Raw genomic sequence first — 24,182 nt, forward strand, 5'->3', positions numbered from 1 at the left:
TCAATTGGGGGGGCTTCTCTTTTTATTTTTGGCGGCGCCCCCCGCCCCCCCCTCCCACAACCCCCCGCCCCCCCCCCCGGGGGGGCGGGCCCCCCCCCCCCCCCCCCCCCCACCACCGCCTTGTCCGCATACGTTCGTCCCGCTGCGAGCCGCCGGGCCAACGACGGCTCCCCAGACGGGAGATCGGGGGTGCGCGCGTGCGCATCGGACTGCTTACGGAGGGTGGCTATCCGTATGTGAGCGGTGAGGCGGGGCTCTGGTGCGATCGGCTCGTGCGTGGGCTCGAGCAGCACGAGTTCGACGTCTACGCGCTCAGCCGTGGCGAGCGCCAGGAGGCCGAGGGGTGGGTTCCGCTGCCGCCGCAGGTCAGCCGGGTGCGCACCGCGTCGCTGTGGGACCTCGAGGACGACGGGGTGGTCCACGGGCGGCGCGCGCGTCGGCGCTTCGCGGAGTGTTACGGCGAACTGGCCGCGGCCCTGTGCCAGACCGCCCCCGGTGACTCCTCCGGGTACTCGGAGAGGGCGTCGGAAGGGGCATCGGAGGGGGAGTCGGCCCTTGAGGCGGACCGTTTCGCCAACGCGCTGTACGGCCTTGCCGAACTCGCCCGCGACAAGGGCGGGCTGCCCTCCGCCCTCCGCTCGGAGACCGCCGTACGCGCCCTGGAACGCGCCTGTCGCGCGCCCGGCGCCCACCGCTCCGCACGTGAGGCGCGCGTCCCCGACCTGCTCGCCGTCGCCGCGCGCCTCGAACGCGCCCTGCGGCCCCTGTCGCTCGACTGGTACGAGGACGACGGTCTCGGCGCGGTGGACCTGTGCCACGCGGCCTCCGGCGGCACGGCGGCGCTTCCGGGTCTGCTCGCCCGGCACTTCTGCGACGTGCCCCTGCTGGTGACCGAGTACGGGGTGCGGCTGCGGGCGCACTACCTCACCGACCCCGACGCCCCGCCCGCGGTACGGTCCCTGCTGGCCGCCTTCCACGGCCGGCTGGCCGCCGAGACCTACCGGCGTGCGGCCGTGATCACGCCCGGCAACACACACGCCCGCCGCTGGCAGGAGCGCTGCGGGGCCGACCGTGCCAAGCTCCGCATCGTCCACCCGGGTATGGACGCGACTCCCTTCGCCGAGACGGGGGAGTCGCCGGAGTGCGCCGACCCGCACACCCTCGTCTGGGTCGGCCGCGTCGAGCCCGCCAAGGACCTGGTCTCGCTGCTGCACGCCTTCGCGGAGATCCGCAAGGCGGAGCCCCGGGCGCGGCTCCGGATCGTCGGCAACCCCACCGGCCCCGAGGGCGCGGCCTACCTCGCCCACTGCAAGGGCCTGGCCGCGCAGCTCTTCCCCGACGAGGCCGACGGCCCGCACGCCGTCGGGCGCAACCCGGTGTCCTTCGAGGAGACCGGTGGACCGGAACTGCCGTCCCGCGCTGACGCGTACGGCTCGGGCGCCCTGGTGGTCCTCTCCAGCGTCGTCGAGGGGTTCCCGTCCGGGCTGGTCGAGGCCATGTTCTGTGGTCGCGCGACGGTGTCCACGGACGTCGGCGCGGTGGTCGAGGCGATCGGCGGCACCGGACTCGTCGTGCCGCCGCGCAATCCGCGGGCGCTCGCCGAGGCGTGCGTCGCCCTTTTGCGCGACCCCGAGCGCCGTGAGCGACTGGGTGCCGCCGCGCGCGCCCGCGCACTGGAACTGTTCACCGTCGAGCAGAACATCGCGGCATTTCGCGGCATTTACCTGGAGATCCTCTCGCGTACCCCGGTCCGCCGCGTCGTCCTCGACGACACCGGCGAACCTCTGCCGTTCGCCGTTCCCGCCGAGGCCCACGTCCCCGGCCGCTGGACCGGCCCCACGGCCCGTGTCGTGGCCCGGGGTGGCCCCGGCTGGGCTACGGACGCCCCCGTCCGGGCCACGTTCCCGGCCTCCGCGACCGAGGGGGCCCGATGAGCGGCCTCGGCGAACTCGACCGCCCCAGCACTCCGGGCAGCCCGGGCGCCTGGGACTCCCGCTCGCGGGAGTCCTTGACCGACGGGACGCCTGGCATTCCTGATATTTCCGACGCACCTGACGCGGAAGCGCGTGCCGATCGGTGGGCGAATGAGGACCGGCGCTCGGGCGAGCGCGGTTCTCCGGGCCCGGGCGGGCGTTCGCGCGAGGGCGTTGGCGGCGACACAGCGGGCGCCGGGGATAGTGCGGTTGCCGGGGGCGGCCCGGTCGTCCGTGGCGGAGGGGTTGCCGGGGGTGGTGCGGTCGCCGGGGGCGCTGCGGTCGACGGCGGCGGAGCGACCGCCGGGGGCAGTGCCGTTACCGGGGGCGGCCCGGTCCTCCGTGGCGGTGCGGTCGCCGGCGGCACAGCAGCGGGTGCCCGCGGCACAGCGGACGCCCGCGGCGGAGCGGCCGGCGGTGGCGGAGCGGCCGGCGGTGGCGGAGCGGCTGGCGGTGGCGGAGCGGTAGCCGTCGGCAGGGAGTCGCCGTCCGCTGCGCGCCGCGCCGCCGTGGACCCGGTGAAGGTTCTGATGCACCGTCACCGTGGCCTGTGCGAGCGTGCCGTGGACCCGCTGGAGATCGCGGCAGGCCTGGAGGCGCACGGAGTCACCGACCGGACCGCCGCACGCTTCCGCCACCGGGACGTCTTCTCCCTCGCGGAGGAGATGTACGCCCGCGTCCCGCGCGACATCGACACGCCCCCGCGCCCCACGAACCCGCCGGCCCCCCGAGTACGCACCGTCTGGATCGTCCTCGCACTGCTGCCCGGCGCGCTGTGCGCCGCCGCCGTGGCCGGCCTGCGCCTCACCGACGGCCGACCGCGCCTGATCGCGGCCGTCGTCGGCGCCCTCGTGGTCACTCTCGCCCTCCGCGCGGCACTGCGCCGGGGGCCGCTGAGGGCCGCGACGCGTACCACCGGCACCTGGGCCTGCTGGCTCGTCGGCTACGCCCTCCTCGGCGACGGACTGCTCCGCGCCGCTCTCGCCGGCGGCCCGGACGGCCTGCCCGACGGCACCGCCGAGGGCCCGTGGCCCGTCACCGTCGCCCCCGTACTGGCTCTCGCCCTGGCCTGCGCGCCCGCGGCCGGAAGTGCCCACCTCTTCGCCGTGGGCGCCCGCCGCAAACTGACGGCCAGCCGCGGCCTGGCCGACTTCTCCGCCTCCGTACGCCCCCTGCTGCTCGGCACGGTCGCCCTGTTCATGTGCGCCCTGACGGCTCTGGTCGCGCTGACCGGCGCGCTCCTCGCGGAACCCGCCGCCCACCCCCAGGCACTCAGCCTGGGCGCCCTGCTCCTGCTCGCTCGCCTGCTCACCGTGCACGGCTGCACACACGCCCCCACCCTCGTCCTCACCGCCGCGGCCACCGTCGAGGCGGCGGCCCTGGCCACGCTCTTCGCCGGTCGCCTCCCCGGCTGCGGTTTCCTCGCCGCCCCCGTGGAGGCCCTGGTCGCCGCCTGCGGCCCGGCCGTCGTTCCGACGGCGGCCTGCGGCATCGGCGCGCTGACCCTCCTGGTGCACGCGACCCGCCGCCTGACCAGGGCCTCGGCCCACGCGTCGATGGAGCAGCCGCGGTGACCGCGCGCCCCCGGACAACCCCCCACACGTCCGCATCACCCTCTGAAGGAGCCCCCAGATGACCACCTCCCGACCCGACGCCTCGGCACCGGGAGCAGCCCGATGAGAGTCCTGCTGATCGGAGCCAACGGCTATATCGGCCGCTTCGTCGCCGACCGTCTGCTCGCCGACCCGGCCGTCCAGCTCACCGCCCTCGGCCGCGGCGACGACGCCGACGTCCGCTTCGACCTCGCCACCGGCAGCCCCGGTGCCCTCACCCGCTTCCTCGACGCGGTCCATCCCGGCGTCGTCGTCAACTGCGCCGGCGCCACCCGGGGCGGCGCCCGCGAACTCACCCGGCACAACACCGTCGCCGTCGCCACCGTCTGCGAGGCCCTGCGCCGCAGCAGCTGTGGCGCCCGCCTGGTGCAGGTCGGCTGCAGTGCGGAGTACGGCCCCAGCCAGCCCGGCTCCTCCACCGCGGAGGACGCCGTGCCCCGCCCGGGCGGCCCCTACGGCGTCAGCAAACTCGCCGCGACCGAACTGGTCCTCGGCTCCGGCCTGGACGCCGTCGTCCTGCGTGTCTTCTCGCCCGCCGGGCCCGGCACCCCCGCCGGCTCCCCGCTGGGCCGCCTCGCCGAGGCCATGCGCCGCGCGATGCAGTCCGGCGACGGTGAACTCCGGCTCGGCGGCCTCGGCGCCCAGCGTGACTTCATCGACGTCCGCGACGTCGCCCGTGCCGTCCACGCCGCCTCGCTGTCCGCCGCCCAGGGCGTCATCAACATCGGTTCCGGCCGCGCCGTCCGCCTGCGCGACGCCGCCGCCACCCTCGCCCGCGTGGCCGGATACGGCGGTGCCCTGCACGAACTCGACGGACCGCCCGGCGCACTGCGGCCCACCATCGGCCACCCCCGTACCGAAACCGTGGGGCACCGCGTCGACTCCCTCGGCCACCACCGCACCGACTCCCTCGGTCACCACCGCCCGGAGCCCCTCGGGATCCGCGGCGACCGTGCCGACACAGAGCACGCGGCCCCGGTCGCCTACCCCTACCCGGACGGCTGCGGCAGCTGGCAGCAGGCCGATGTGCGCACCGCACGCGACCGGCTCGGCTGGCGGCCCCGGATCGCCCTGGAAGAGTCCCTCGCAGACATCTGGATGGAGGCGGCATGCCGTATCTGACCAGCACCAAAGCGGGCACCGCGAGCACCGACGTCCGCACCGGCCTCGGTGTCCCGGGGCTGGCGCACCCCCTCGTCGCGCCCGGCGAGTGGTCCGGCCTCACCTGCCCGGGCACACCCCTGCACTGGGTCGTCCTCAACGTCGCCGACGGTCCCGGCGCGCACCCCGACCCACGCTGCCTGGACGCCGTCGGCCGCCTGCGCAACGCGGGCGTCCGCGTCCTCGGCCACCTCGACGCCGCGTACGGGGCCCGGAGCTTCGGCGCGCTGGTCTCCGACGCGCACCGACACCTCGACTGGTACCAGGTCGACGGCTTCCTCCTCGACCGCTGCCCGTCCGAACGGGCCGCGCTCCCCGAGGTCCGCCGCACTGTCACCACGCTCCGAGTGATCCGTGACGATGCCCACATCGTCCTCGGCCACGGCACCCACCCCTACCCCGGCTATGCCGAGAACGCCGACCAACTCGTCACCTTCTCGGGCGCCTGGAGCGACTACCGCTGGTCCCAAGCGGCCGAGTGGAGCGCCGACTATCCGCCCGAGTGCTTCTGCCACTTCGTGCACGGAGTCCCCCGCGGGCATCTGGAGGAGGCGCTGCGCATCGCCCGCTGGCAGGGCGCCGCGACGATCTACTTCACCGACCGCACGGACCGGGGCGGCCGGATCGACCCCTGGGAGACGATTCCCGGCTACTGGGACGAAATCGTCTCGCGAGTCGGGACGGGTGTCTCGGAATGAAAAAGGCCGTGGCAGTGTTACCGGGAGAACAACCGTAATTACTGACCGACCAACGGAGTCCCCGTGTCGCTGCCACCCCTGGTCGAGCCGGCCCCCGAGCTCACCGTAGACGAGGTCCGCAGGTACTCCCGCCACCTGATCATCCCCGACGTGGGGATGGACGGGCAGAAGCGGCTGAAGAACGCCAAGGTGCTCGCCGTGGGCGCGGGCGGCCTCGGCTCGCCGACCCTGATGTATCTGGCGGCGGCCGGTGTCGGCACGCTCGGCATCGTGGAGTTCGACGAGGTCGACGAGTCGAACCTGCAGCGGCAGGTCATCCACAGCCAGGCCGACATCGGCCGGTCCAAGGCCGAGTCCGCCCGCGACACCATCAAGGGCATCAACCCGTACGTGGACGTGGTCCTTCACCAGGAGCGGCTCGAGGCCGACAACGTGATGGACATCTTCAACCAGTACGACCTGATCGTCGACGGTACGGACAACTTCGCGACCCGCTACCTGGTCAACGACGCCTGCGTGCTGCTGAACAAGCCCTACGTCTGGGGCTCGATCTACCGCTTCGACGGCCAGGCCTCCGTCTTCTGGTCCGAGCACGGCCCCTGCTACCGCTGCCTCTACCCGGAGCCCCCGCCCCCCGGCATGGTCCCCTCCTGCGCCGAGGGCGGCGTCCTGGGCGTGCTGTGCGCGTCCATCGGCTCCATCCAGACCAACGAGGCCATCAAGCTCCTCGCGGGCATCGGCGAGCCGCTGGTCGGCCGCCTGATGATCTACGACGCCCTGGAGATGCAGTACCGCCAGGTCAAGGTCCGCAAGGACCCCGACTGCGCGGTCTGCGGTGAGAACCCGACCGTCACCGAGCTCATCGACTACGAGGCCTTCTGCGGCGTCGTGTCCGAGGAGGCCCAGGCGGCGGCCGCCGATTCCACGATCACTCCCAAGCAGCTCAAGGAGTGGATCGACGACGGCGAGAACATCGAACTCATCGACGTCCGCGAGCCGAACGAGTTCGAGATCGTCTCCATCCCGGGCGCCCGGCTGATCCCGAAGAACGAGTTCCTCATGGGCTCGGCCCTGGAGAGCCTCCCGCAGGACAAGAAGATTGTCTTGAACTGCAAGACGGGTGTCCGTAGTGCGGAAGTCCTGGCGGTCCTCAAGTCCGCCGGCTTCTCGGACGCCGTGCACGTGGGCGGCGGCGTGATCGGCTGGGTCAACCAGATCGAGCCGGCGAAGCCCGTCTACTGACCGGGCCCCTACCCCGCTCTCCGGACGGCGGGGGTTTCGCGCACCGCAGGTGCCCGAAGCCCCCGCCGCCGTCATGAGCAGACCTTGCCGTCCTTCGGCACCGTCCCCTTCAACAGGTAGCCGTCCACCGCGGAGTCGACACAGTCGCTCCCGCTCCCGTACGCCCCGTGTCCCTCGCCCTTCCAGGTGAGCACCACACCGACGTCCTTGCCCAGCTCGTCCGCCATCCTGCGGGCACCCTCGTAGGGCGTGGCCGGGTCGCCGGTGTTGCCGACCACCAGGATCGGAGCCGAGCCGGACGCGCTCACCTCCGGGGTCTCGTGCTGACCGGCCACCGGCCAGTCGTGGCACCACCCGGCCGTGTCCCAGCCGAGGAAGGCCCCGAAGACGGGTGAGACCTTCTCGAACCTCGGCAGCAGCTTCTTCGTCTCCTCGATGGTCGGCCGCTGCTTGTCGTCCAGGCACGATATGACTCGTTGGGAGTGGGTCGTCGTGCCGTAGCGCCCCGAGGGATCACGCTCGTTGTAGCCGTCGGCGAGCGCCAGCAGCTCCGAGCCGTCGCCCTCCTCGGCCGCCGCGAGCGCGCTGGTCAGGGCCGGCCAGCCGTCCTTGCTGTAGAGCGGCAGCACGATTCCGGTGAGGGCGAGTGTCTGCGTGAGCTTCCGCCCCTGCGACGACGTCGGCAGCGGTTTCGCGTCCAGACGCTCCAGCAGGTCGGCGATCTCCCGCGAACCCTGCTTCGGGTCCTGCCCGGTGGACTTCAGATAGTCGTCCAGGGCGCGCTGGAAGCCCCTGGCCTGGTTCTCGGCGTGGCCCATCGTGTCGGCGCCTGGGTCCACGACCGCGTCGAGGATCACGCGCCCCACGCGCCCCGGGAACAGGTGGGCGTAGACGCCACCGAGTTCGGTGCCGTAGGAGATTCCGAAGTAGTGCATCTTCTCGTCGCCCAGCACATGCCGCATCAGGTCCATGTCGCGGGCGGTGTCCGTGGTCGAGACGTGTGCCATCAGCTTGCCGGCGGCCTTCTGGCAGCCCCTGCCGAAGTCGGCGGCGTCCTTCAGATACGCCTGCTCCTCGGCCGCGGTGTCCGGTGTGGAGTCCACCGACTCGGCGTCCTCGATCGCCTCGTCGCCGCGGCAGCGGATCCCCTCGCTGGCGGCCACTCCGCGCGGATCCCAGCTCACCAGGTCGTACCGCTCGTGCAGGGAGGAGACGGTGTCGGCGTAGGACGGCATCATGGAGACGCCGGAGCCGCCGGGGCCGCCGAAGTTGAACAGCAGGGAGCCGATGCGCTCGTCGCCGGTGGCTTTGGCCCGGATCAGCGCGAGGTCGATCGTCTCGCCGTCCGGCTCGGCCCAGTCCAGCGGCGCCTCGAGCGTGGCGCACTGCCAGTCGCCGCCCGGCGCGGGGGAGTCGGCGGTGCCTTTGCAGCGGCCCCAGTCGAGCGTCTGGGAGGCCAGCGACTCGGGCACCCCGGACGGTGCGGCCGCGGACGGCCGTGTGCTGCTCGTCCCCTCTGTCCCCCCGTCATCCTGGTCGTCACCGGACGAGCCGCCGCTGCAGCCCGCCGTCAGCAGGGCGGCGGCGACCGTCAGAGCCGTCCACCGTACGAGACGCGCCATGTGCTCTCCCCCCTCGCAAGCCGTCCGCGCCGTGCAGCGGATGGCGGTCATGCCATGGTAGGCGGAGCACGCAGAGCTCGCTGGACCCTGTGGATAACGCTATGACCTGCTGCTTTGCTGATGCTTCGGTGTCGTCAGGGCTCAGGAACAGACGGTCCCGGCCGCCGGCACCTTCCCGTCCAGCAGATAGCCGTGCACCGCGTCCTGTACGCACTTGTTCTTGCTGTCGTAGGCGCCGTGCCCCTGGCCCTTGTAGGTCAGCTCCACGCCCACGCCCTTCCCCAGCGCGTCCACCATCTTCCCGGCGCCCTCGTAGGGCGTCGCCGGATCTCCGGTGTTGCCGATCACCAGGATCGGCGGCGCTCCGGGCGCGCTCACGTCGGGGTGGTCGGCGGCACCGGGCACCGGCCAGTCGGTGCAGCTGAGCATGGACCAGGCGAGATAGTCGCCGAACAGCGCGGAGGCCTCCCGGAACTCGGGAAGCTTGCGTTCCACGTACGCGGGGTCGTACCTCGGCTTGTCGTCGGCGCAGTTGATGGCGACGTTGGCCGCGGTGATATTGCTGTATTCGCCGTTCTCGTTCCGCCCGTTCAGCGCGTCCGACAGCACCATGAGGACCCTGCCGTCACCGTCGTACGCCTGCTCCAGGCCGTCGGTCAGGTACTCCCAGAAGTCCTTCGAGTACAGCGCCTGCGCGATGCCCCCGGTCGCGGCGGTCTGGGTGAGTTCGCGAGGGAAGACGCCGGGGATCGGTTTGCGGTCGAGGTCCTTCAGTAGCCGGGCGATCCGGTCCTTGACGTCCTGGGCGCTGTTCCCGACGGGGCAGTCCTCGACCTTCGACACGCAGTTCTCGGCGAAGTTGTCGAGTGCGAGCTGGAAGCCTTTCGCCTGCGCGAGCGAGCCTTGTTCCGGGGTCTGCGTCGGGTCGACGACCGCGTCGAAAACGGCGCGGCCGACCTTCTTGGGGAACAGGTGGGCGTAGACGCCGCCGAGTTCGGTGCCGTACGAGATGCCGAAGTAGTGCAGCTTGTCGTCGCCGAGGACCTGGCGCATCAGGTCCATGTCGCGGGTCGCGTCGGTGGTGCGCACGTGCGGCAGGACCTTCTTCGAGTTCTTGTCGCAGGCCGCGTTGAAGTCCTCGGTGCTGTCCAGCAACTCGGTGCGCTCGGCCGCGTCGTCGGGGGTGGCGTCCTGCTGGAAGTAGGTGTCGAGCTGCTTGTCGTCCAGACACTCCACCGGGGCGCTGCGGCCGACGCCGCGCGGGTCGAAGCTGACCAGGTCGTAGCGGGTGCGCAGTTTGGCGTAGTCCTGGCCGAAGGCGGGCAGCGTGGTGACGCCCGATCCGCCCGGGCCACCGAAGTTGAAGACGAGTGAGCCGATCCGACGGTCGGCCTCACCGCCGGCCTCCGCCCGGATCAGCGCCAGGTCGATCGTGTCGCCCTTGGGGTCGTCCCAGTCGAGTGGCGCCTTCATGGTGGCGCACTGCCACTCGGTGCCGTCCGGCAGCGGGGAGGGAGCGGCGCCGCCGCCCTCGGCCTCGGAGGGGGCCGGGCAGTCCTTCCAGCCGAGCTTCTGGGCCGTCAGGTCCTCGTCGTCCCCGGAGTCGCTTCCGGAGTCGTCGCTGCACCCCGCGAGCAGAGCGGTCAGGGCTGCGGCGGTGGCGGCGGTCAGGGCGGCGGCGCGCAGCCGGAAGGCGTTCGGCATGCGTCCATCGTGCGGGCGCGCGGGTCCGTGCGCTCGGGACAGGAGCCGTATGAGGTACGGGCTGGGCGGCCGGGACGTAGGCGTGTGGGCCGATGCGGACGGGTCACCTCAGTGTCTGAGGCCGTTCCGCAGCGTACGAGGCCGTTACAGCGCCTCTTTCCGGGTCAGGTGGTTGAAGACCAGCCAGCCCGGCAGCACCGGCAGCCACAGCGTGAGCAGCCGGTACAGCAGCACCGCGGGGGCGGCGACCTCCTTGGGCAGGCCGACGGCGATCAGACCGACCGTCAGCGTCGCCTCCACCGCGCCCACACCGCCCGGGGTGGGCGCCGCGGACCCCAGCGCGTTGCCCGCGAGGAAGACGACCGCGACGCTCGCCAGGCTGATCGACGTCGTCTCGTCGCCGAAGGCCCGGATCGAGGCGTCCAGGCACATCACGAAGCAGGCGGTGAGCAGCAGCATGCCGCCGATGCCGGTGACCAGCTTCTGCGGCCGCTGCAGGACATCCAGCATGCGCGGTACGACACCGGCGAAAAGCGACCGCACGCGCGTGACGACGAATTTGCGCAGGAACGGCACCGACGTCACCACGAGCACGAGCACCGCCACCGTCAGCAGACCCGCGATGACAGTCCTGGACGGCGACAGTGACGGCGTCTTCTCGGTGCCGGTCAGGTAGCCGAAGGCCAGCAGCATCAGGATGTGACAGCCGAGCCCGAACAGCTGCGACGCGCCGACACTCGCCACCGCGAGCCCGGGCCGTACGCCGGCGCGCTGCAGGAAGCGGGTGTTCAGGGCGACGCCGCCGACCGCCGCGGGGGCGACGATCTTCACGAACGACCCGGCGACCTGCGCGGCCACGGTCCGCAGGAACGGCACTTTCTCGGGTACGAAGCCCAGCAGGGCCATCGCCGCCGCGATATAGCTCGCCGCCGAGAACAGCACCGCCGCGGCCACCCAGCCCCACTGGGCGTTCGAGATCAGCGGCCCGAATTCGATGTGGGTGAGCTGCGTCAGCAGGAAGTAGGCACCGATCGCACCTGCGATGAAGCTGATCAGCGTGCGCGGTCGCACCCGCTCCAGGCGGGCCGGCTCGACGGGAGCCTGGGGCCTGATCCGCAGCACCGCGTGCCGGATCTGCGTGAGCAGGTCCTCCTCGCGCGCCTCCTCCAACGCCTCGTCGACGGCCCGTTTCTCCGCCCGCTGCTCGGCGCGTACGACCTTCTTGTCGGGCTTGTCGGGCTTGTCGGGCTTGTCGGGCTTGTCGGGCTTGTCGGGATGCTCGGTTGCGGCGCTCGTGTCGTCGACGGCGGCCGCCTCCGAACGGGCCAGCTTGGCCTGCCGGGACGACTCCAGGACCGCCTCCCGCTCGCGCTGGGCCCGTTCCCGGGCCAGTTTGCGCAGGGTCGCGCGCGTGGAGCGGCTGAGCGCGATGGGCTGGAGCATCGGCAGACAGTCCGCCACGGCGTCGGGGCCGAGTACGGCCACCGCCGAGGCGACCGCGCGTTCGGCACCCACCCGAAGGCCGAGCGTCACCAGGAGCTGGGAGATGTCCATGCGCAGCAGCAGGTCTCCGGCGGCGATCTCGCCGATGCGCAGGTCGGTGAGGATCACCGTGCCGGAACGATCCACCAGGATCGCGTCGCCCACCAGCCTGCGGTGCGCGATGCGCCGGGACTGCAGGGCCCGCACCTGCTCCCAGGTGCCGCGCAGCAGGTCGTCGGTGATCTCCTCGTCCGACAGCGAGTCGAGAGTGCGCCCGCCGGTGTGCTCGTAGACGAGCATCACGGCGTCGGGACCCAGCTCGGACGTCGCGATCAGCTTGGGCGCGTTGGCGCCGGCCCCGATCGCCGCGTAGGCGAGCAGCGCCTCCTGCTCCAGGGCCTGCCGCAGTGACGGGAGGCTGCTGCGGGTGGCGAAGCCGCGCAGCGTCAGATTGCGCCACGCGCGGTAGAAGAAGCCCTGCGCCTGCTGCTCCCGGTCCACCACCGTCACGTCCAGCGGCCGGCCGTCCTCCAGCGTGACGAAGTAGCGGCGGCCGCGGTCACCGGTCTCCGCGGTGTCCGACGGCGCTTCCTCGCGGGCGGCGGTCACCGGGCGGAAGCCGACGTGCCGCAGCCCCGCCATCAGCGTCCGCCCGGTGGGGCGGACGTTGGGGGAGCCGACCGCGTACAGCGTTCCGTAGGCCACGGTCCAGCCGATGAGGACCGTCAGAATGATCGAGAACGGCGTCGTGTAACCGGTGACGAGCATCGAGAACGCGTCGAGGAGCAGCACGATCCACAACACCGCGCGCCAGCGGGGTCTGCGGGACATGCCGACGGCCGTCATGTACGCGATGACCGGCGCCAAGTAGCCGTGCACGGGATCGGTGAGAGCGTGGATGTCGCCCGGCGAGGGCTGGGTGAGTGCCTCTTGAATGGATCCGGGGGCTGCCTTGGCGACCCACAGGTCGGTGGCGAGGGTCACCCCGTGCGCGAGGACCGCCGCCAGCACGCCGTCGGCGATCCGCAGCCCGTCCCGTTTGATCAGCCGCTCGATCGCGAACGCGACCGGCACCAGGAGGATCGCGATACTGGAGGCCAGTCCAGCGATCTTGATCAGCAGGTCCGGTGCCTGCCCGGTGCCCTTGTTGATGTCTTGTTCGAGGCCCGAGGTGGTGCCGTGCGCGAATGCGGCGACGGCGAGCAGTACGACGACGGCGAGCACGCCCACCAGGAGCCGCATCAGGTCGGACGGACGGTGCACGCGCGCGGGGAGCAGTGGTTCGTCGCCCTCCACCTCGTCGATGTGCGCGACGTCGTCGGGGTCGGCGGCCGTCGCCGTCCTACCCGCGGCCGACCGCCGGCCGGTCTTCTCGCCGCCTCCGTCCGCGGTGTCCGGGCGCGACGCAGAGCCAGAGGTGCCCTCGGCGTCCTCGGGGTGCACACCCTGCTGCTTCATCGCCTCTTCTTGCTCTCGTATCACTGGTCACCGCCCGCACGATGGTGGCATGCCGCGTCGGCCTCGGCAGGCATCAGGGTGCCCGTGCGGGCCGCACAGTCTGCCCGACGCGCCACTTCCGGGCGAGGGACGCGCACCGTCGGGAACGCGTCGCGTTGTCGGTGGGGTGGGGCAGGATGGGGCGGATGAGCGAGCAGAGCCTTCCGGAGGAGGCCCGCCCGGAGTACGCGGACGCGCTGCCCGAGTACGCCGAGCGAGTCCTCGAAGTGACCGAGCTGATTCCGCCGGGCCGTGTCATGACGTACGGGGACATCGCCGAGTATCTGGAGGAGGGGGGACCCCGTCAGGTCGGACGGGTGATGTCCCTCTACGGGGGAGGCGTTCCGTGGTGGCGTGTCGTCCGCGCGGACGGGGCACTGCTCGCCGGGCAAGAACTGGAGGCGCTCGACCGCTACCGGGAGGAGGGCACGCCCCTGAAGGAGGCGAGCAGGGCCGCGGAGGGCCACCTGCCGCGCCTCGACCTGAAGCGGGCGCGGTGGGACGGCGGCGAACGCGCACAGGGTCACACCTGACAGCTTCCGCCATTGGGCCGGCCGACGTGTGACCTGTGATCCGTATGAGGGAAAAGGTGCGTTTCGGTCACGACCGTGGCATGACGTACGTTCGTGGGGCAGGGGACACAGGCGCCATGAGCGACCCAAGAGATCAGAGAGGTCCGAGGGAAGAAGAGGAAGCCCTGCTTCCGCCTCATCCGTCGGCGTAGCGTCGGCCGCACACGTCCCCCTCATCCCGCGGCCACCGCCGTGCCCGCGGCGCGGACGGCCCACCAGCACACCCACCAGGACCGGCGAACCACGTGAGCTCCTCCTCCACCAGACACCCGTCGCACCCCCAGGCGCGACGGGGGAGCCGTGGCGCTTACCGACTGGTGCGTACCCCGCCGGCGCGAATGGACCCCCCTAGTCTGGACGCCGCACAACGCGCCGTGGTTGACCACGGGAGCGGCCCGCTGCTCGTCCTGGCGGGCCCGGGCACCGGCAAGACCACCACGCTCGTCGAGTCCGTGGCGGACCGGATCGCCCGGGGCGGCGACCCCGAGCGGATCCTGGTGCTGACCTTCAGCCGCAAGGCGGCCGTCGAGCTGCGCGATCGGATGGCACTGCGCATGGGTGCCGCGCGTGCCCCCCGGGCGACGACCTTTCACTCCTTCGGTTACGCCTTGGTCCGCGCCCACCAGGACAGCGAGCTGTTCGTGGAGCCGCTGCGGCTGCTGTCCGGCCCGGAGCAGGACGTGACGGTACGCGAGCTGCTCGCCGGGCAGGTCGACCTGGAGCGGCTCGGCCTGACCCACGTGCGCTGGCCCGACGAACTGCGCGCCTGCCTGACCACCCGTGGCTTCGCCGACGAGGTCCGCGCGGTCCTCGCCCGCACCCGCGAACTGGGCCTCGGCCCGGACGCCCTCGGTGCCTTCGCCCGGCGCATCGGCCGCCCTGACTGGCGGGCCGCCGCCGTCTTCCTCGCCGAGTACCTCGACGTGCTCGACCTGCAGGGCGTGCTCGACTACGCGGAACTCGTCCACCGCGCGGTGCTCCTCGCCCGCCGCCCCGAGGTCGCCGCGCAGCTGGCCGCGCGGTACGACGCGGTCTACGTCGACGAGTACCAGGACACCGACCCCGCCCAGGTACGGCTGCTGCAGGCTCTCGCCGGCGGCGGGCGCACCCTCGTCGCCTTCGGCGACCCCGACCAGTCGATCTACGCCTTCCGCGGCGCGGACGTGAACGGCATCCTCGACTTCCCGACCGCCTTCCCGCGCGCGGACGGCCGCCCGGCGCCGGTCGAGGTGCTGCGGACCTCGCGCCGATCCGGGGCCGCGGTGCTGGCCGCCACTCGGCTGCTGACCCAGCGCATGCCGCTGACCCGCCTCCCCGCCGACAAGGTGCGCGCCCACCGCGAACTCGCCCCGGAGCGGGACGGGGGACGCGTCGAGGTGTACACGTACCCGACGTCCGGCACCGAGCTGGACAACATCGCCGACATCCTGCGCCGGGCCCACCTGGAGGACGGCGTTCCCTGGGGCGACATGGCCGTCCTGGTGCGCGCCGGCTCACGCACCATCCCCACGGTCCGCCGCGCTCTCACCGCGGCCGGCGTGCCCCTGGACATCGACGGCAACGACCTTCCACTGCGCCACGAGCCGGCGGTGGCGCCGTTGCTGACGGCATTGCGGGCGGTGGCGGAGGCAGAGACGGGGGAGCGGCCCCGGGCGGACCTCGGGGCCGCTGCGGAGACGGGGAGCGGGACCGTCGGCGAGGCGGTGAACGCCCGGAGCGGGCCAGGCCCCGATGACGCGGGGGCGGCCGGGCCCGACACCGAGATGGCGGTGCAGGCCGTACCCGAGGCAGCCCTCGAGACGGAGGCGAAGGCCGCGACGGCGACGGCGCCTGACGCTGCACCGGGTCCTGAAGCCCAAGCCGGATCCGCATCCGCATCCGCATCCGCATCCGCATCCGCATCCGCATCCGCATCCGCGTCCGCGTCCGGATCCGCATCCGCATCCGCATCCGGATCCGGATCCGGATCCGAGTCTGAAGCCGGATCCGAAGCCGAGCCGGACGTCCCCGCCGAAGCGGAGCCGGGCGCCCACGCGGCGCCGGACGCCGACGCCGAAGCCGAGCCGGACGCCGACGCGGCGCCGAAGCCTGTGCCCGGTGAACGCGCCCGCCGCGCGGATGATCCGTGCTGGCTCCCCACGGAGACCGCCCTCACCCTGCTCACCTCCCCCCTCGCCGCCATGGACGCCGCCGACCTGCGCCGCCTCGGCCGCGCCCTGCGCGAGGAGGAGCGTGCCGCGGGCAACCCGCTGCCGCCGCCCTCGGACGAACTGCTGGCGCGGGCGCTGGCCGAGCCGGAGCGGCTCGCGGCGCACGACCCCGCGTACGCGCGTGGCGCCCAGCGACTCGGCGCGCTGCTCCGCAAGGCGCGCGAACGCCTGGCGGGCGGCGGCAGCGCCGAGGAGGCGCTGTGGGACCTGTGGGACGGCACGCCGTGGCCCACCCGCCTGGAACGCTCCGCCCGGCGCGGTGGCGCCGCCGGACGCAACGCCGACCGCGATCTCGACGCCGTGTGCGCCCTCTTCGCGACGGCCGCCCGCGCGGAGGAGCGCACCGGCGGCCGGGGCGCCCTGAACTTCCTGGAGGAGGTCGACGCCGAGGACATCGCCGCCGACACCCTCACGCGGCGTGCCGTACGCCCCGACGCCGTCCGCCTGATGACCGCGCACCGCTCGAAGGGGCTGGAGTGGCGCCTGGTCGTCGTCGCGGGCGTCCAGGAAGGCCTGTGGCCGGACCTGCGCCGCCGCGGCTCCCTGCTGGAAGCCGACCGGATCGGCCGCGACGGACTCGCCGAACCGCTCACGCCCGGCGCGCTGCTCGCCGAGGAACGCCGCTTGTTCTACGTGGCCGCCACACGCGCGCGTGAACGGCTCGTAGTGACCGCCGTGAAGGCCCCGGCCGACGACGGTGACCAGCCCTCCCGGTTCCTGACCGAACTCGGCGTCGAACCCGCCGACGTCACGGGCCGCCCGCGCCGGCCCCTCGCCGTCGGGGCGCTCGTCGCCGAGCTGCGAGCCACCACGGTCGATCCCCGCGTCTCCGAGCCTCTGCGGGAGGCCGCCGCCCGCCGGCTGGCCCGCCTCGCCGCACTCGCCGACGAGGACGGCCGCCCCTTGGTGCCGTCCGCCCACCCGTACCGCTGGTGGGGCATGTGGGACTCGACCGAGAGCAAGGTGTCGCTGCGCGACCGGGACCAGCCCGTCACGCTCTCCGGGAGTGCCCTCGACCAGTTGGCCAACACCTGCGCCCTCCAGTGGTTCCTCGGCCGCGAGGTGAAGGCCGACGCGCCCGCGACCGCGGCCCAGGGCTTCGGCAACGTGGTGCACGTCCTCGCCGACGAAGTGGCCTCCGGACACACCCCGGCCGACCTCGCCGTGCTCATGGAACGCCTGGACTCGGTGTGGAACGCGCTCGCCTTCGACGCGCCGTGGAAGTCGGCGCAGGAGAAGGCCAACGCGCGCGTGGCGCTCGAACGCTTCCTCAAGTGGCATGTCATGGATCGAGCCGGGCGCACACCGGTGGCGAGCGAGCACGACTTCGACGTGACCCTGGAGGCGGGCGACTACGAGGTGCGCATCCGCGGCCAGATGGACCGGGTCGAAGCCGACGGTGACGGCCGCGCCTACGTCGTCGACTTCAAGACCGGCAAACAGGCGCCCACGTCCGCCGAGGTGGCCCACCATCCCCAGCTCGCCGTCTACCAGCTCGCCGTCCGCGAAGGCGCCGTCGACGAGGCCTTCGGGGGCGCCCGCCCCCAACCGGGCGGCGCCGAACTCGTCCAACTGCGCCAGGGTGCGCCCAAGCGTGACGGCGGGGAGACCTTCCCCAAGGTGCAGGCTCAGGACTCCCTGGAGGGGCCGGCGGGCGAGTGGGTCGGGGACCTGCTCGCCACGGCCGCGGGCAAGGTCCTCGACGAGCGGTTCACCCCGACCGCGGGCCAGCACTGCACCCACTGCGCCTTCCGCACGTCGTGCAGCGCACGGCCCGAGGGACGGCACGTCGTGGAGTGAGCGACCCAAGGGGGCGGGCCGCCCGGTGTGACGAGACGCACCACAGGTGCTGACCTGCGCTTCTCTTCACTCCGAGGGTGATCCCGTACCCGCTGTCAGTGCTCGCCGCTAGCCTCTCTGACGTGCCCGCCCATCTCACCGATCCCGAGCAGCTCAAGGAGCTCCTCGGCATCCCCTTCACCCCGGAGCAGACGGCCTGCATCGTCGCGCCGCCCGCCCCGCAGGTGATCGTGGCCGGAGCCGGGTCGGGCAAGACGACGGTGATGGCCGCACGCGTGGTGTGGCTGGTCGGCACCGGCCAGGTCGCCCCGGAGCAGGTCCTCGGTCTCACCTTCACCAACAAGGCGGCCGGCGAACTCGCCGAACGCGTCCGCAAGGCGCTGATCAGGGCCGGCGTCACCGACCCGGACGTGATCGACCCGGACAACCCACCGGGCGAACCGGTGATCTCGACGTACCACGCCTTCGCGGGCCGCCTCCTGACCGACCACGGCCTGCGCCTCGGCCTGGAGCCGACCTCCCGTCTGCTCGCCGACGCCACCCGCTACCAACTCGCCGCGCGGGTCCTGCGCGAAGCTCCCGGCCCCTATCCGGCGCTCACCCGCTCCTTCGCCGACCTGGTCAGCGACCTCCTCGCCCTGGACGCCGAACTCTCCGAACACCTCGTACGCCCGGAGGAACTGCGCACCTGGGACGCCGGCCTCCTGGACTCCCTGGAGACCGTCAGGCTCAGCAACGCCGACCTGCGCAAGGTCCCCGAGGCCGCCGCCGCGCGCCGTGAACTGGCCGACCTGGTGATCCGCTACCGGGCCGCCAAGCGTGAACGGGACCTGCTCGACTTCGGCGACCAGATCGCCCTGTCCGCACAGCTCGCCGGGCTTCCGGAGGTGGGCCGCGTCCTGCGCGACGAGTTCCGGGTCGTGCTGCTCGACGAGTACCAGGACACCTCGGTGGCCCAGCGCATCCTCCTGGCGGGCCTGTTCGGCGACGGCACCGGCCACCCCGTGACCGCCGTCGGCGATCCCTGCCAGGCGATCTACGGCTGGCGCGGCGCCTCAGTCGCCAACCTCGACGACTTCCCGGAGCACTTCGCGCACGCCGACGGGCGCCCCGCCACCCGCCAGGCGCTCAGCGAGAACCGCCGCAGCGGCGGCCGCCTCCTCGACCTCGCCAACGGCCTCGCCGAGCCCCTGCGCGCCATGCACGCGGGCGTGGAGGCTCTGCGCCCCGCCCCGGGCGCCGAACGCGACGGCGTGGTCCGCTGCGCCCTGCTGCGCACCCACGCCGAGGAGATCGACTGGATCGCCGACTCCGTCGCCCACCTCGTGCGCACCGGCAAGGCTCCCGGCGAGATCGCCGTGCTGTGCCGCACGGCGACCGACTTCGCCGAGATCCAGGGCGCACTGGTGGCTCGCGACGTCCCCGTCGAGGTCGTGGGCCTCTCCGGACTGCTGCACCTGCCCGAGGTTGCCGACCTGGTCGCCGTCTGCGAAGTCCTCCAGGACCCCGGCGCCAACGCCTCCCTGGTCCGCCTGCTCACCGGCCCGCGCTGGCGCATCGGCCCGCGCGACCTCGCCCTCCTGGGCCGGCGCGCCCGGCTGCTGGTGAGCCACGCGCGTGTGGGGGGCGACGACGACCCCGACCGGCGGCTCGCCGAGGCCGTCGAGGGCGTCGACCCGTCCGAGGTGATATCGCTCGCGGACGCCCTCGACACCTTCCTGGAGACGCCGCTGGACGGCACCGGCGACGACGACGGGCTGCCCTTCTCGCCGGACGCGCGGGTGCGGTTCGCACGGCTGGCCACCGAACTGCGCGACCTGCGCCGAGCCCTGTCCGACCCGCTGATGGACGTCCTGCACCGGGTCCTCGCCGTCACCGGTCTGGAGGTCGAGCTGTCGGCGTCCCCGCACGCCCTGGCCGCCCGCCGCCGCGAGACCCTGTCGAACTTCCTGGACGTCGCCGCGTCCTTCGCCGCGAGCGACGGCGAGGCCACCCTGCTCGCCTTCCTCGGCTTCCTGCGCACAGCCGCCCAGTACGAGAAGGGTTTGGACAACGCCCTGCCCGGCGGCGAGAACACCGTCAAGGTGCTCACCGCGCACAGGTCCAAGGGCCTGGAGTGGGACGTCGTCGTGGTACCCGGCCTGGTCACCGGCACCTTCCCCAGCGGCCAGGGCCGCGAGAAGTGGACCGCCCAGGGCAAGGTGCTGCCGCACGACCTGCGCGGTGACGCCGACACCCTGCCCGAGATCGGGTCCTGGGACTCCCGGGGCCTGAAGGCCTTCCACGAGTCCATGAAGGAACACCAGCACACCGAGGAACTCCGTCTCGGCTACGTCACCTTCACCCGCCCCCGCTCCCTGCTGCTGGGCTCCGGCCATTGGTGGGGCCCGAGCCAGAAGAAGCCCCGCGGACCGTCCGACTTCCTCACGGCCCTGTACGAGCACTGCGCCGCCGGGTACGGCGAGATCGAGGCCTGGGCGGACGAACCCGGCGAGGACGAGGAGAACCCGGCTCTGCACCGGGCGACCACCGACCAGGCCTGGCCCCTGCCACTGGACGACACGGCCCTCGCCCGCCGTCGGGCCGCCGCCGAGACGGTCCTCGCCCATCTGGCATCCCACGAGGAGGGCCATCCCGCAGCCGCGCATGATCCGGACACCTACGACGACCCGGACTGGCCGCCGCCGCCCGGGGACGACGAGCCCCAGGAGGAAGAGGTCCCCGGCGTCCCCGGTTGGACGGCGGACCCCGCCGACTGGGACTCCTGGACCACGGACCGGCCCACCGCCCCGTCGGCCCCCACCGCAACCGCGCCGGACAGCAGCCCCGCCATCCCCCACCAGGCGTCTCCTCCGGGACGGCCCGGCGGCACCGAACTGCCCGGCCCCCACCACGAGGAACCGCGAACCGGACCGACCGCCCCCGCCCGCCTCACCCCCGAGGAGGTCCGCACCGTCGCCTCCTGGGACCGCGACCTCGACGCCCTCACCGGCGAGCTCCTGCGCGCCCGCGAAAGCGTCACCGAGGTACGTCTTCCGGCGTCGCTGACCGCCTCCCAACTGCTCAGCCTGGCCGCCGACCCGGACGGCTTCGCGCAGGAACTGGCTCGCCCCATGCCCCGGCCGCCCCGGCCCGCCGCCCGCCGCGGCACCCGATTCCACGCCTGGGTCGAGGCCCGCTTCGAACCGCTGACACTCCCCCTGCTGGAACCGGAGGAGCTGCCCGGCGGCGACGCCGAGATCGCCGACGAACGCGACCTGGAGTTCCTCAAGGACGCCTTCGAACGCACCGAGTACGCCCGGCGCACCCCCCACCGCGTCGAGGCGCCGTTCCAGCTCTCACTCGCCGGCCGAGTCGTGCGCGGCCGTATCGACGCCGTCTACAAGGAGGGCGACGGCGCGACGGCGACGTACGAGATCGTCGACTGGAAGACGAACCGTGCCGGCACCGCGGACCCGCTCCAGCTCGCGCTCTACCGCCTCGCCTGGGCCGAGCAGCAGCACGTACCGCTGGAGTCGGTGACGGCCGCCTTCCTGTACGTACGCACCGGCGAGGTTGTACGTCCCGACGGGCTGCCGGACCGCGCCGCGCTGGAGAACCTGCTGCTGACCGACCCGGTCGGTGACGAACCGCACGATCAGGGTGTCGGTGCGGGCCGATAGGCTCGTGAGCATGAGCGAGACCCCGGACAGCGCTGTCCGTACGTACATCGAGCACCACCGCGCCGCCTTCCTCGACGACCTCGGCGAGTGGCTGCGCATACCGTCCGTGTCGGCCCAGCCCGACCACGCGACCGATGTGCGTCGCAGCGCCGACTGGCTCGCCGCCAAGTTGAAGGAGACCGGCTTCCCGACCACCGAGGTCTGGCCGACGCCGGGCGCCCCGGCCGTCTTCGCCGAGTGGCCCTCCGGCGACCCGGAGGCACCGACGATCCTCGTCTACGGCCACCACGACGTGCAGCCCGCCGCCCGCGAGGACGGCTGGAACAGCGAGCCCTTCGAGCCCGTCGTCCGCGGAAACCGCCTCTACGCACGCGGGGCGGCCGACGACAAGGGGCAGGTGTTCTTCCACACACTCGGCGTCCGGGCCCACCTCGCCGCCACCGGTCGCACCGCCCCCGCGGTGAACCTCAAGCTGCTGATCGAGGGCGAGGAGGAGTCCGGTTCCCCGCACTTCCGCGCCCTGGTGGAGGAGCGCGCCGAGCGGCTCACCGCCGACGCGGTGATCGTCTCCGACACCGGCATGTGGTCCGAGGACACCCCCACCGTCTGCACCGGCATGCGCGGTCTCGCCGAGTGCGAGATCCGGCTGCACGGACCCGACCAGGACATCCACTCCGGATCCTTCGGCGGCGCGGTCCCCAACCCGGCCACCGCCGTCGCCCGACTCGTCGCCGCCCTGCACGACGAGCACGCGCGCGTGGCGATCCCGGGCTTCTACGACGGCGTCATCGAGCTCACCGACCAGGAACGCGACCTCTTCGCCGAACTGCCCTTCGACGAGCCGCAGTGGCTGCGCACCGCCAAGTCGTACGCCGCGCACGGCGAGGCCGGGCACACCACCCTGGAGCGCATCTGGGCCCGCCCCACCGCCGAGGTCAACGGCATCGGCGGCGGCTACCAGGGCCCGGGCAGCAAGACGATCATCCCGTCGTCCGCCATGGTGAAGCTCTCCTTCCGGCTGGTCGCGGGCCAGGACCCCGACCACGTCGAGAAGGCCGTCCGCGCCTGGGCCGCCGACCAGGTGCCCGCCGGAATCCGCAGCGAGATCACCTTCAGCGGAGCCACGCGCCCGTGCCTGACGCCGCTGGACCACCCGGCGCTGCAGTCGGTGGTCCGCGCCATGGGCCGGGCCTTCGAGAAACCGGTCCGTTTCACCCGCGAGGGCGGCTCCGGACCGGCCGCCGACCTCCAGGAGGTCCTCGGCGCACCCGTTCTCTTCCTGGGCATCTCCGTCCCGTCCGACGGCTGGCACGCCCCCGACGAGAAGGTCGAGCTGGATCTGCTGCTCAAGGGCGTCGAAACCTCCGCCCATCTGTGGAGCGACCTGGCAGAGTACTGGCGCCACGCGCCCTGAGCGCCCCGCACGGTCCGGGCCCGGACCGGCATCCCGCGCGCGGCACACTGGAAAGGCCGCCCGCACCGCCGAGCCCTCCCGGACCCGGTCGCCACCCGCCCTACGTCCCGCTGAACCGTCTGCCGAACCGAACCGCTCACCGGGGGAGTTGGAAGCACCCGTGACCACCTGGACCGACCACACCGCCGACCGTCCCATCTCGCTCACCGCCCCGAGCGGCGTCGACCGCGCCGCCCACCACCGCCTCGACGAGGCCTGGCTCGCGGCGGCATGGAGCCACCCCTCGACGCGCTGCTTCGTGGTCTCCGGCGGCCAGGTCCTCATCGACGAGACGCCCGACGGGCGTACCGAAGTCGTCATGACCCCCTCCTTCGAGGCCCCGCTCACCGAGGCACACCGCTACTTCCTGGGCACCGACGAGGACGGTGTCAGCTACTTCGCCCTCCAGAAGGACTCCCTGCCCGGCCGCATGGACCAGTCCGCGCGCGCGGCGGGCCTGCGCGAGGCCGGTCTGCTCCTGTCACCCCGCGACGCGGGCCTGATGGCCCACGCGGTCGCCCTGGAGAACTGGCAGCGACTGCACCGGTTCTGCTCCCGCTGCGGCGAGCGCACCGTCATCGCCGCCGCCGGTCACATCCGCCGCTGCCCCGCCTGTGGTGCCGAGCACTACCCGCGCACCGACCCCGCGGTGATCATGGCGGTCACGGACGGGGAGGACCGCATCCTGCTCGGCCGCCAGGTCCACTGGCCCGAGGGCCGTTTCTCCACGCTCGCCGGCTTCGTGGAGCCCGGCGAGTCCATCGAGCAGTCGGTCCGCCGCGAGGTCTACGAGGAGGCCGGCGTCGTCGTCGGCCCCGTCGAGTACGTCGCCAGCCAGCCCTGGCCCTTCCCGTCCAGCCTGATGCTGGGCTTCATGGCCCGCGCCACCTCCACCGACATCAACGTCGACGGCGACGAGATCCACGAGGCCCGCTGGTTCTCCCGCGACGAGCTGGGCGCCGCCTTCGAGTCGGGCGAGGTGCTCCCGCCCTACGGCATCTCGATCGCGGCCCGCCTCATCGAGCTCTGGTACGGCAAGCCGCTGCCGACACGCGGCGCCTTCTGAGGCAGGACGACGTATGACGACGTGCAGAGGGATGGCCCTCCCCACCCGGGGAGGGCCACCCCTCTACACGTCTTGAACGTCTTGCCGTGCTGCCGCTTACGCGCCGACCTTCTGCTTCACCTGCGCCAGCGACGGGTTCGTCAGCGTCGAGCCGTCCGGGAAGAGCACGGTCGGCACCGTCTGGTTTCCGCCATTCGCCTTCTCCACGAACGCGGCGGACTCCGGGTCCTGCTCGATGTTGATCTCGGTGTACGCGATGCCCTCGCGGTCCATCTGGCTCTTCAGCCGACGGCAGTAGCCGCACCACGTGGTGCTGTACATCGTCACAGTGCCCGGCATGTCTATCGCGCTCCTTCGGCGGCTCGGGGATGAGGTCGCACGGAGGGAACGTCTGTGGAGGCCCCACCATTCCCGGCGCGGCTCAGGC

General features: G+C 72.8%; 14 protein-coding genes. 10 read left to right on the top strand and 4 right to left on the bottom strand.

Features of this window, described 5'->3' with window-relative positions:
- Positions 1–197: 197 nt before the first annotated feature.
- From ACFW48_RS20350 to moeZ, 5 genes are all read left to right on the top strand, one after another.
- Positions 198–1,934 carry a DUF3492 domain-containing protein gene (locus tag ACFW48_RS20350; protein WP_386316492.1) on the top strand — a complete coding sequence of 579 codons (1,737 nt, stop codon included), beginning with the start codon at positions 198–200 and terminating at the stop codon, positions 1,932–1,934.
- A gap of 569 nt (positions 1,935–2,503) precedes the next feature.
- The gene (locus ACFW48_RS20355; RefSeq protein ID WP_386316494.1) at positions 2,504–3,547 is read left to right on the top strand and encodes a hypothetical protein; all 1,044 of its coding nucleotides are present in this window, start codon (positions 2,504–2,506) and stop codon (positions 3,545–3,547) included.
- Between the two features lie 102 nt (positions 3,548–3,649).
- Positions 3,650–4,708, top strand: a complete 1,059-nt coding sequence (locus ACFW48_RS20360; protein WP_386316496.1) for an NAD-dependent epimerase/dehydratase family protein — start codon at positions 3,650–3,652, stop codon at positions 4,706–4,708.
- Positions 4,696–5,445 carry a spherulation-specific family 4 protein gene (locus tag ACFW48_RS20365; protein WP_386316497.1) on the top strand — a complete coding sequence of 250 codons (750 nt, stop codon included), beginning with the start codon at positions 4,696–4,698 and terminating at the stop codon, positions 5,443–5,445. The genes ACFW48_RS20360 and ACFW48_RS20365 overlap by 13 nt, the downstream gene beginning before the upstream one ends.
- Before the next feature lie 63 nt (positions 5,446–5,508).
- The gene (gene moeZ, locus ACFW48_RS20370) at positions 5,509–6,687 is read left to right on the top strand and encodes an adenylyltransferase/sulfurtransferase MoeZ (RefSeq protein WP_386316499.1); all 1,179 of its coding nucleotides are present in this window, start codon (positions 5,509–5,511) and stop codon (positions 6,685–6,687) included.
- A 71-nt stretch (positions 6,688–6,758) separates the two neighbouring features.
- Here moeZ and ACFW48_RS20375 read toward each other — a convergent pair whose 3' ends face one another.
- The 3 genes from ACFW48_RS20375 to ACFW48_RS20385 all read right to left on the bottom strand — a co-directional run bounded on the left by ACFW48_RS20375 (position 6,759) and on the right by ACFW48_RS20385 (position 12,953).
- Positions 6,759–8,309, bottom strand: a complete 1,551-nt coding sequence (locus tag ACFW48_RS20375; RefSeq protein ID WP_386316501.1) for an alpha/beta hydrolase — start codon at positions 8,307–8,309, stop codon at positions 6,759–6,761.
- A 141-nt stretch (positions 8,310–8,450) separates the two neighbouring features.
- The gene (locus ACFW48_RS20380; RefSeq protein WP_386316503.1) at positions 8,451–10,013 is read right to left on the bottom strand and encodes an alpha/beta hydrolase; all 1,563 of its coding nucleotides are present in this window, start codon (positions 10,011–10,013) and stop codon (positions 8,451–8,453) included.
- 144 nt (positions 10,014–10,157) lie between these two features.
- Positions 10,158–12,953 (bottom strand): lysylphosphatidylglycerol synthase domain-containing protein, encoded by a 2,796-nt coding sequence (locus ACFW48_RS20385; protein WP_386316504.1) that lies wholly within the window; start codon positions 12,951–12,953, stop codon positions 10,158–10,160.
- 185 nt (positions 12,954–13,138) lie between these two features.
- On the opposite strand from ACFW48_RS20385, the gene ACFW48_RS20390 reads away from it, so the two are divergent.
- From ACFW48_RS20390 to nudC, 5 genes are all read left to right on the top strand, one after another.
- Positions 13,139–13,525, top strand: coding sequence for an MGMT family protein (locus ACFW48_RS20390; RefSeq protein WP_386316506.1), 387 nt, complete (start codon positions 13,139–13,141; stop codon positions 13,523–13,525).
- Positions 13,526–13,902: 377 nt separating this feature from the next.
- On the top strand, positions 13,903–17,574 hold the full coding sequence (locus ACFW48_RS20395) for an ATP-dependent helicase (RefSeq protein WP_386316508.1): 3,672 nt from the start codon (positions 13,903–13,905) through the stop codon (positions 17,572–17,574).
- A 122-nt stretch (positions 17,575–17,696) separates the two neighbouring features.
- Complete coding sequence (locus ACFW48_RS20400) at positions 17,697–21,236, top strand: UvrD-helicase domain-containing protein (protein WP_386316510.1); 3,540 nt, start codon at positions 17,697–17,699, stop codon at positions 21,234–21,236.
- 10 nt (positions 21,237–21,246) lie between these two features.
- Positions 21,247–22,650, top strand: coding sequence for a dipeptidase (locus tag ACFW48_RS20405; RefSeq protein WP_386316512.1), 1,404 nt, complete (start codon positions 21,247–21,249; stop codon positions 22,648–22,650).
- A 160-nt stretch (positions 22,651–22,810) separates the two neighbouring features.
- Positions 22,811–23,755 (top strand): NAD(+) diphosphatase, encoded by a 945-nt coding sequence (nudC, locus tag ACFW48_RS20410; protein WP_386316514.1) that lies wholly within the window; start codon positions 22,811–22,813, stop codon positions 23,753–23,755.
- Positions 23,756–23,851: 96 nt separating this feature from the next.
- Here nudC and ACFW48_RS20415 read toward each other — a convergent pair whose 3' ends face one another.
- Positions 23,852–24,094 (bottom strand): mycoredoxin, encoded by a 243-nt coding sequence (locus tag ACFW48_RS20415; protein ID WP_055417962.1) that lies wholly within the window; start codon positions 24,092–24,094, stop codon positions 23,852–23,854.
- Positions 24,095–24,182: the final 88 nt, after the last annotated feature.

Origin of the sequence: Streptomyces sp. NPDC058812 (assembly GCF_042744565.1) — a bacterium.
Taxonomy (GTDB): Bacteria; Actinomycetota; Actinomycetes; order Streptomycetales; family Streptomycetaceae; genus Streptomyces; species Streptomyces thinghirensis.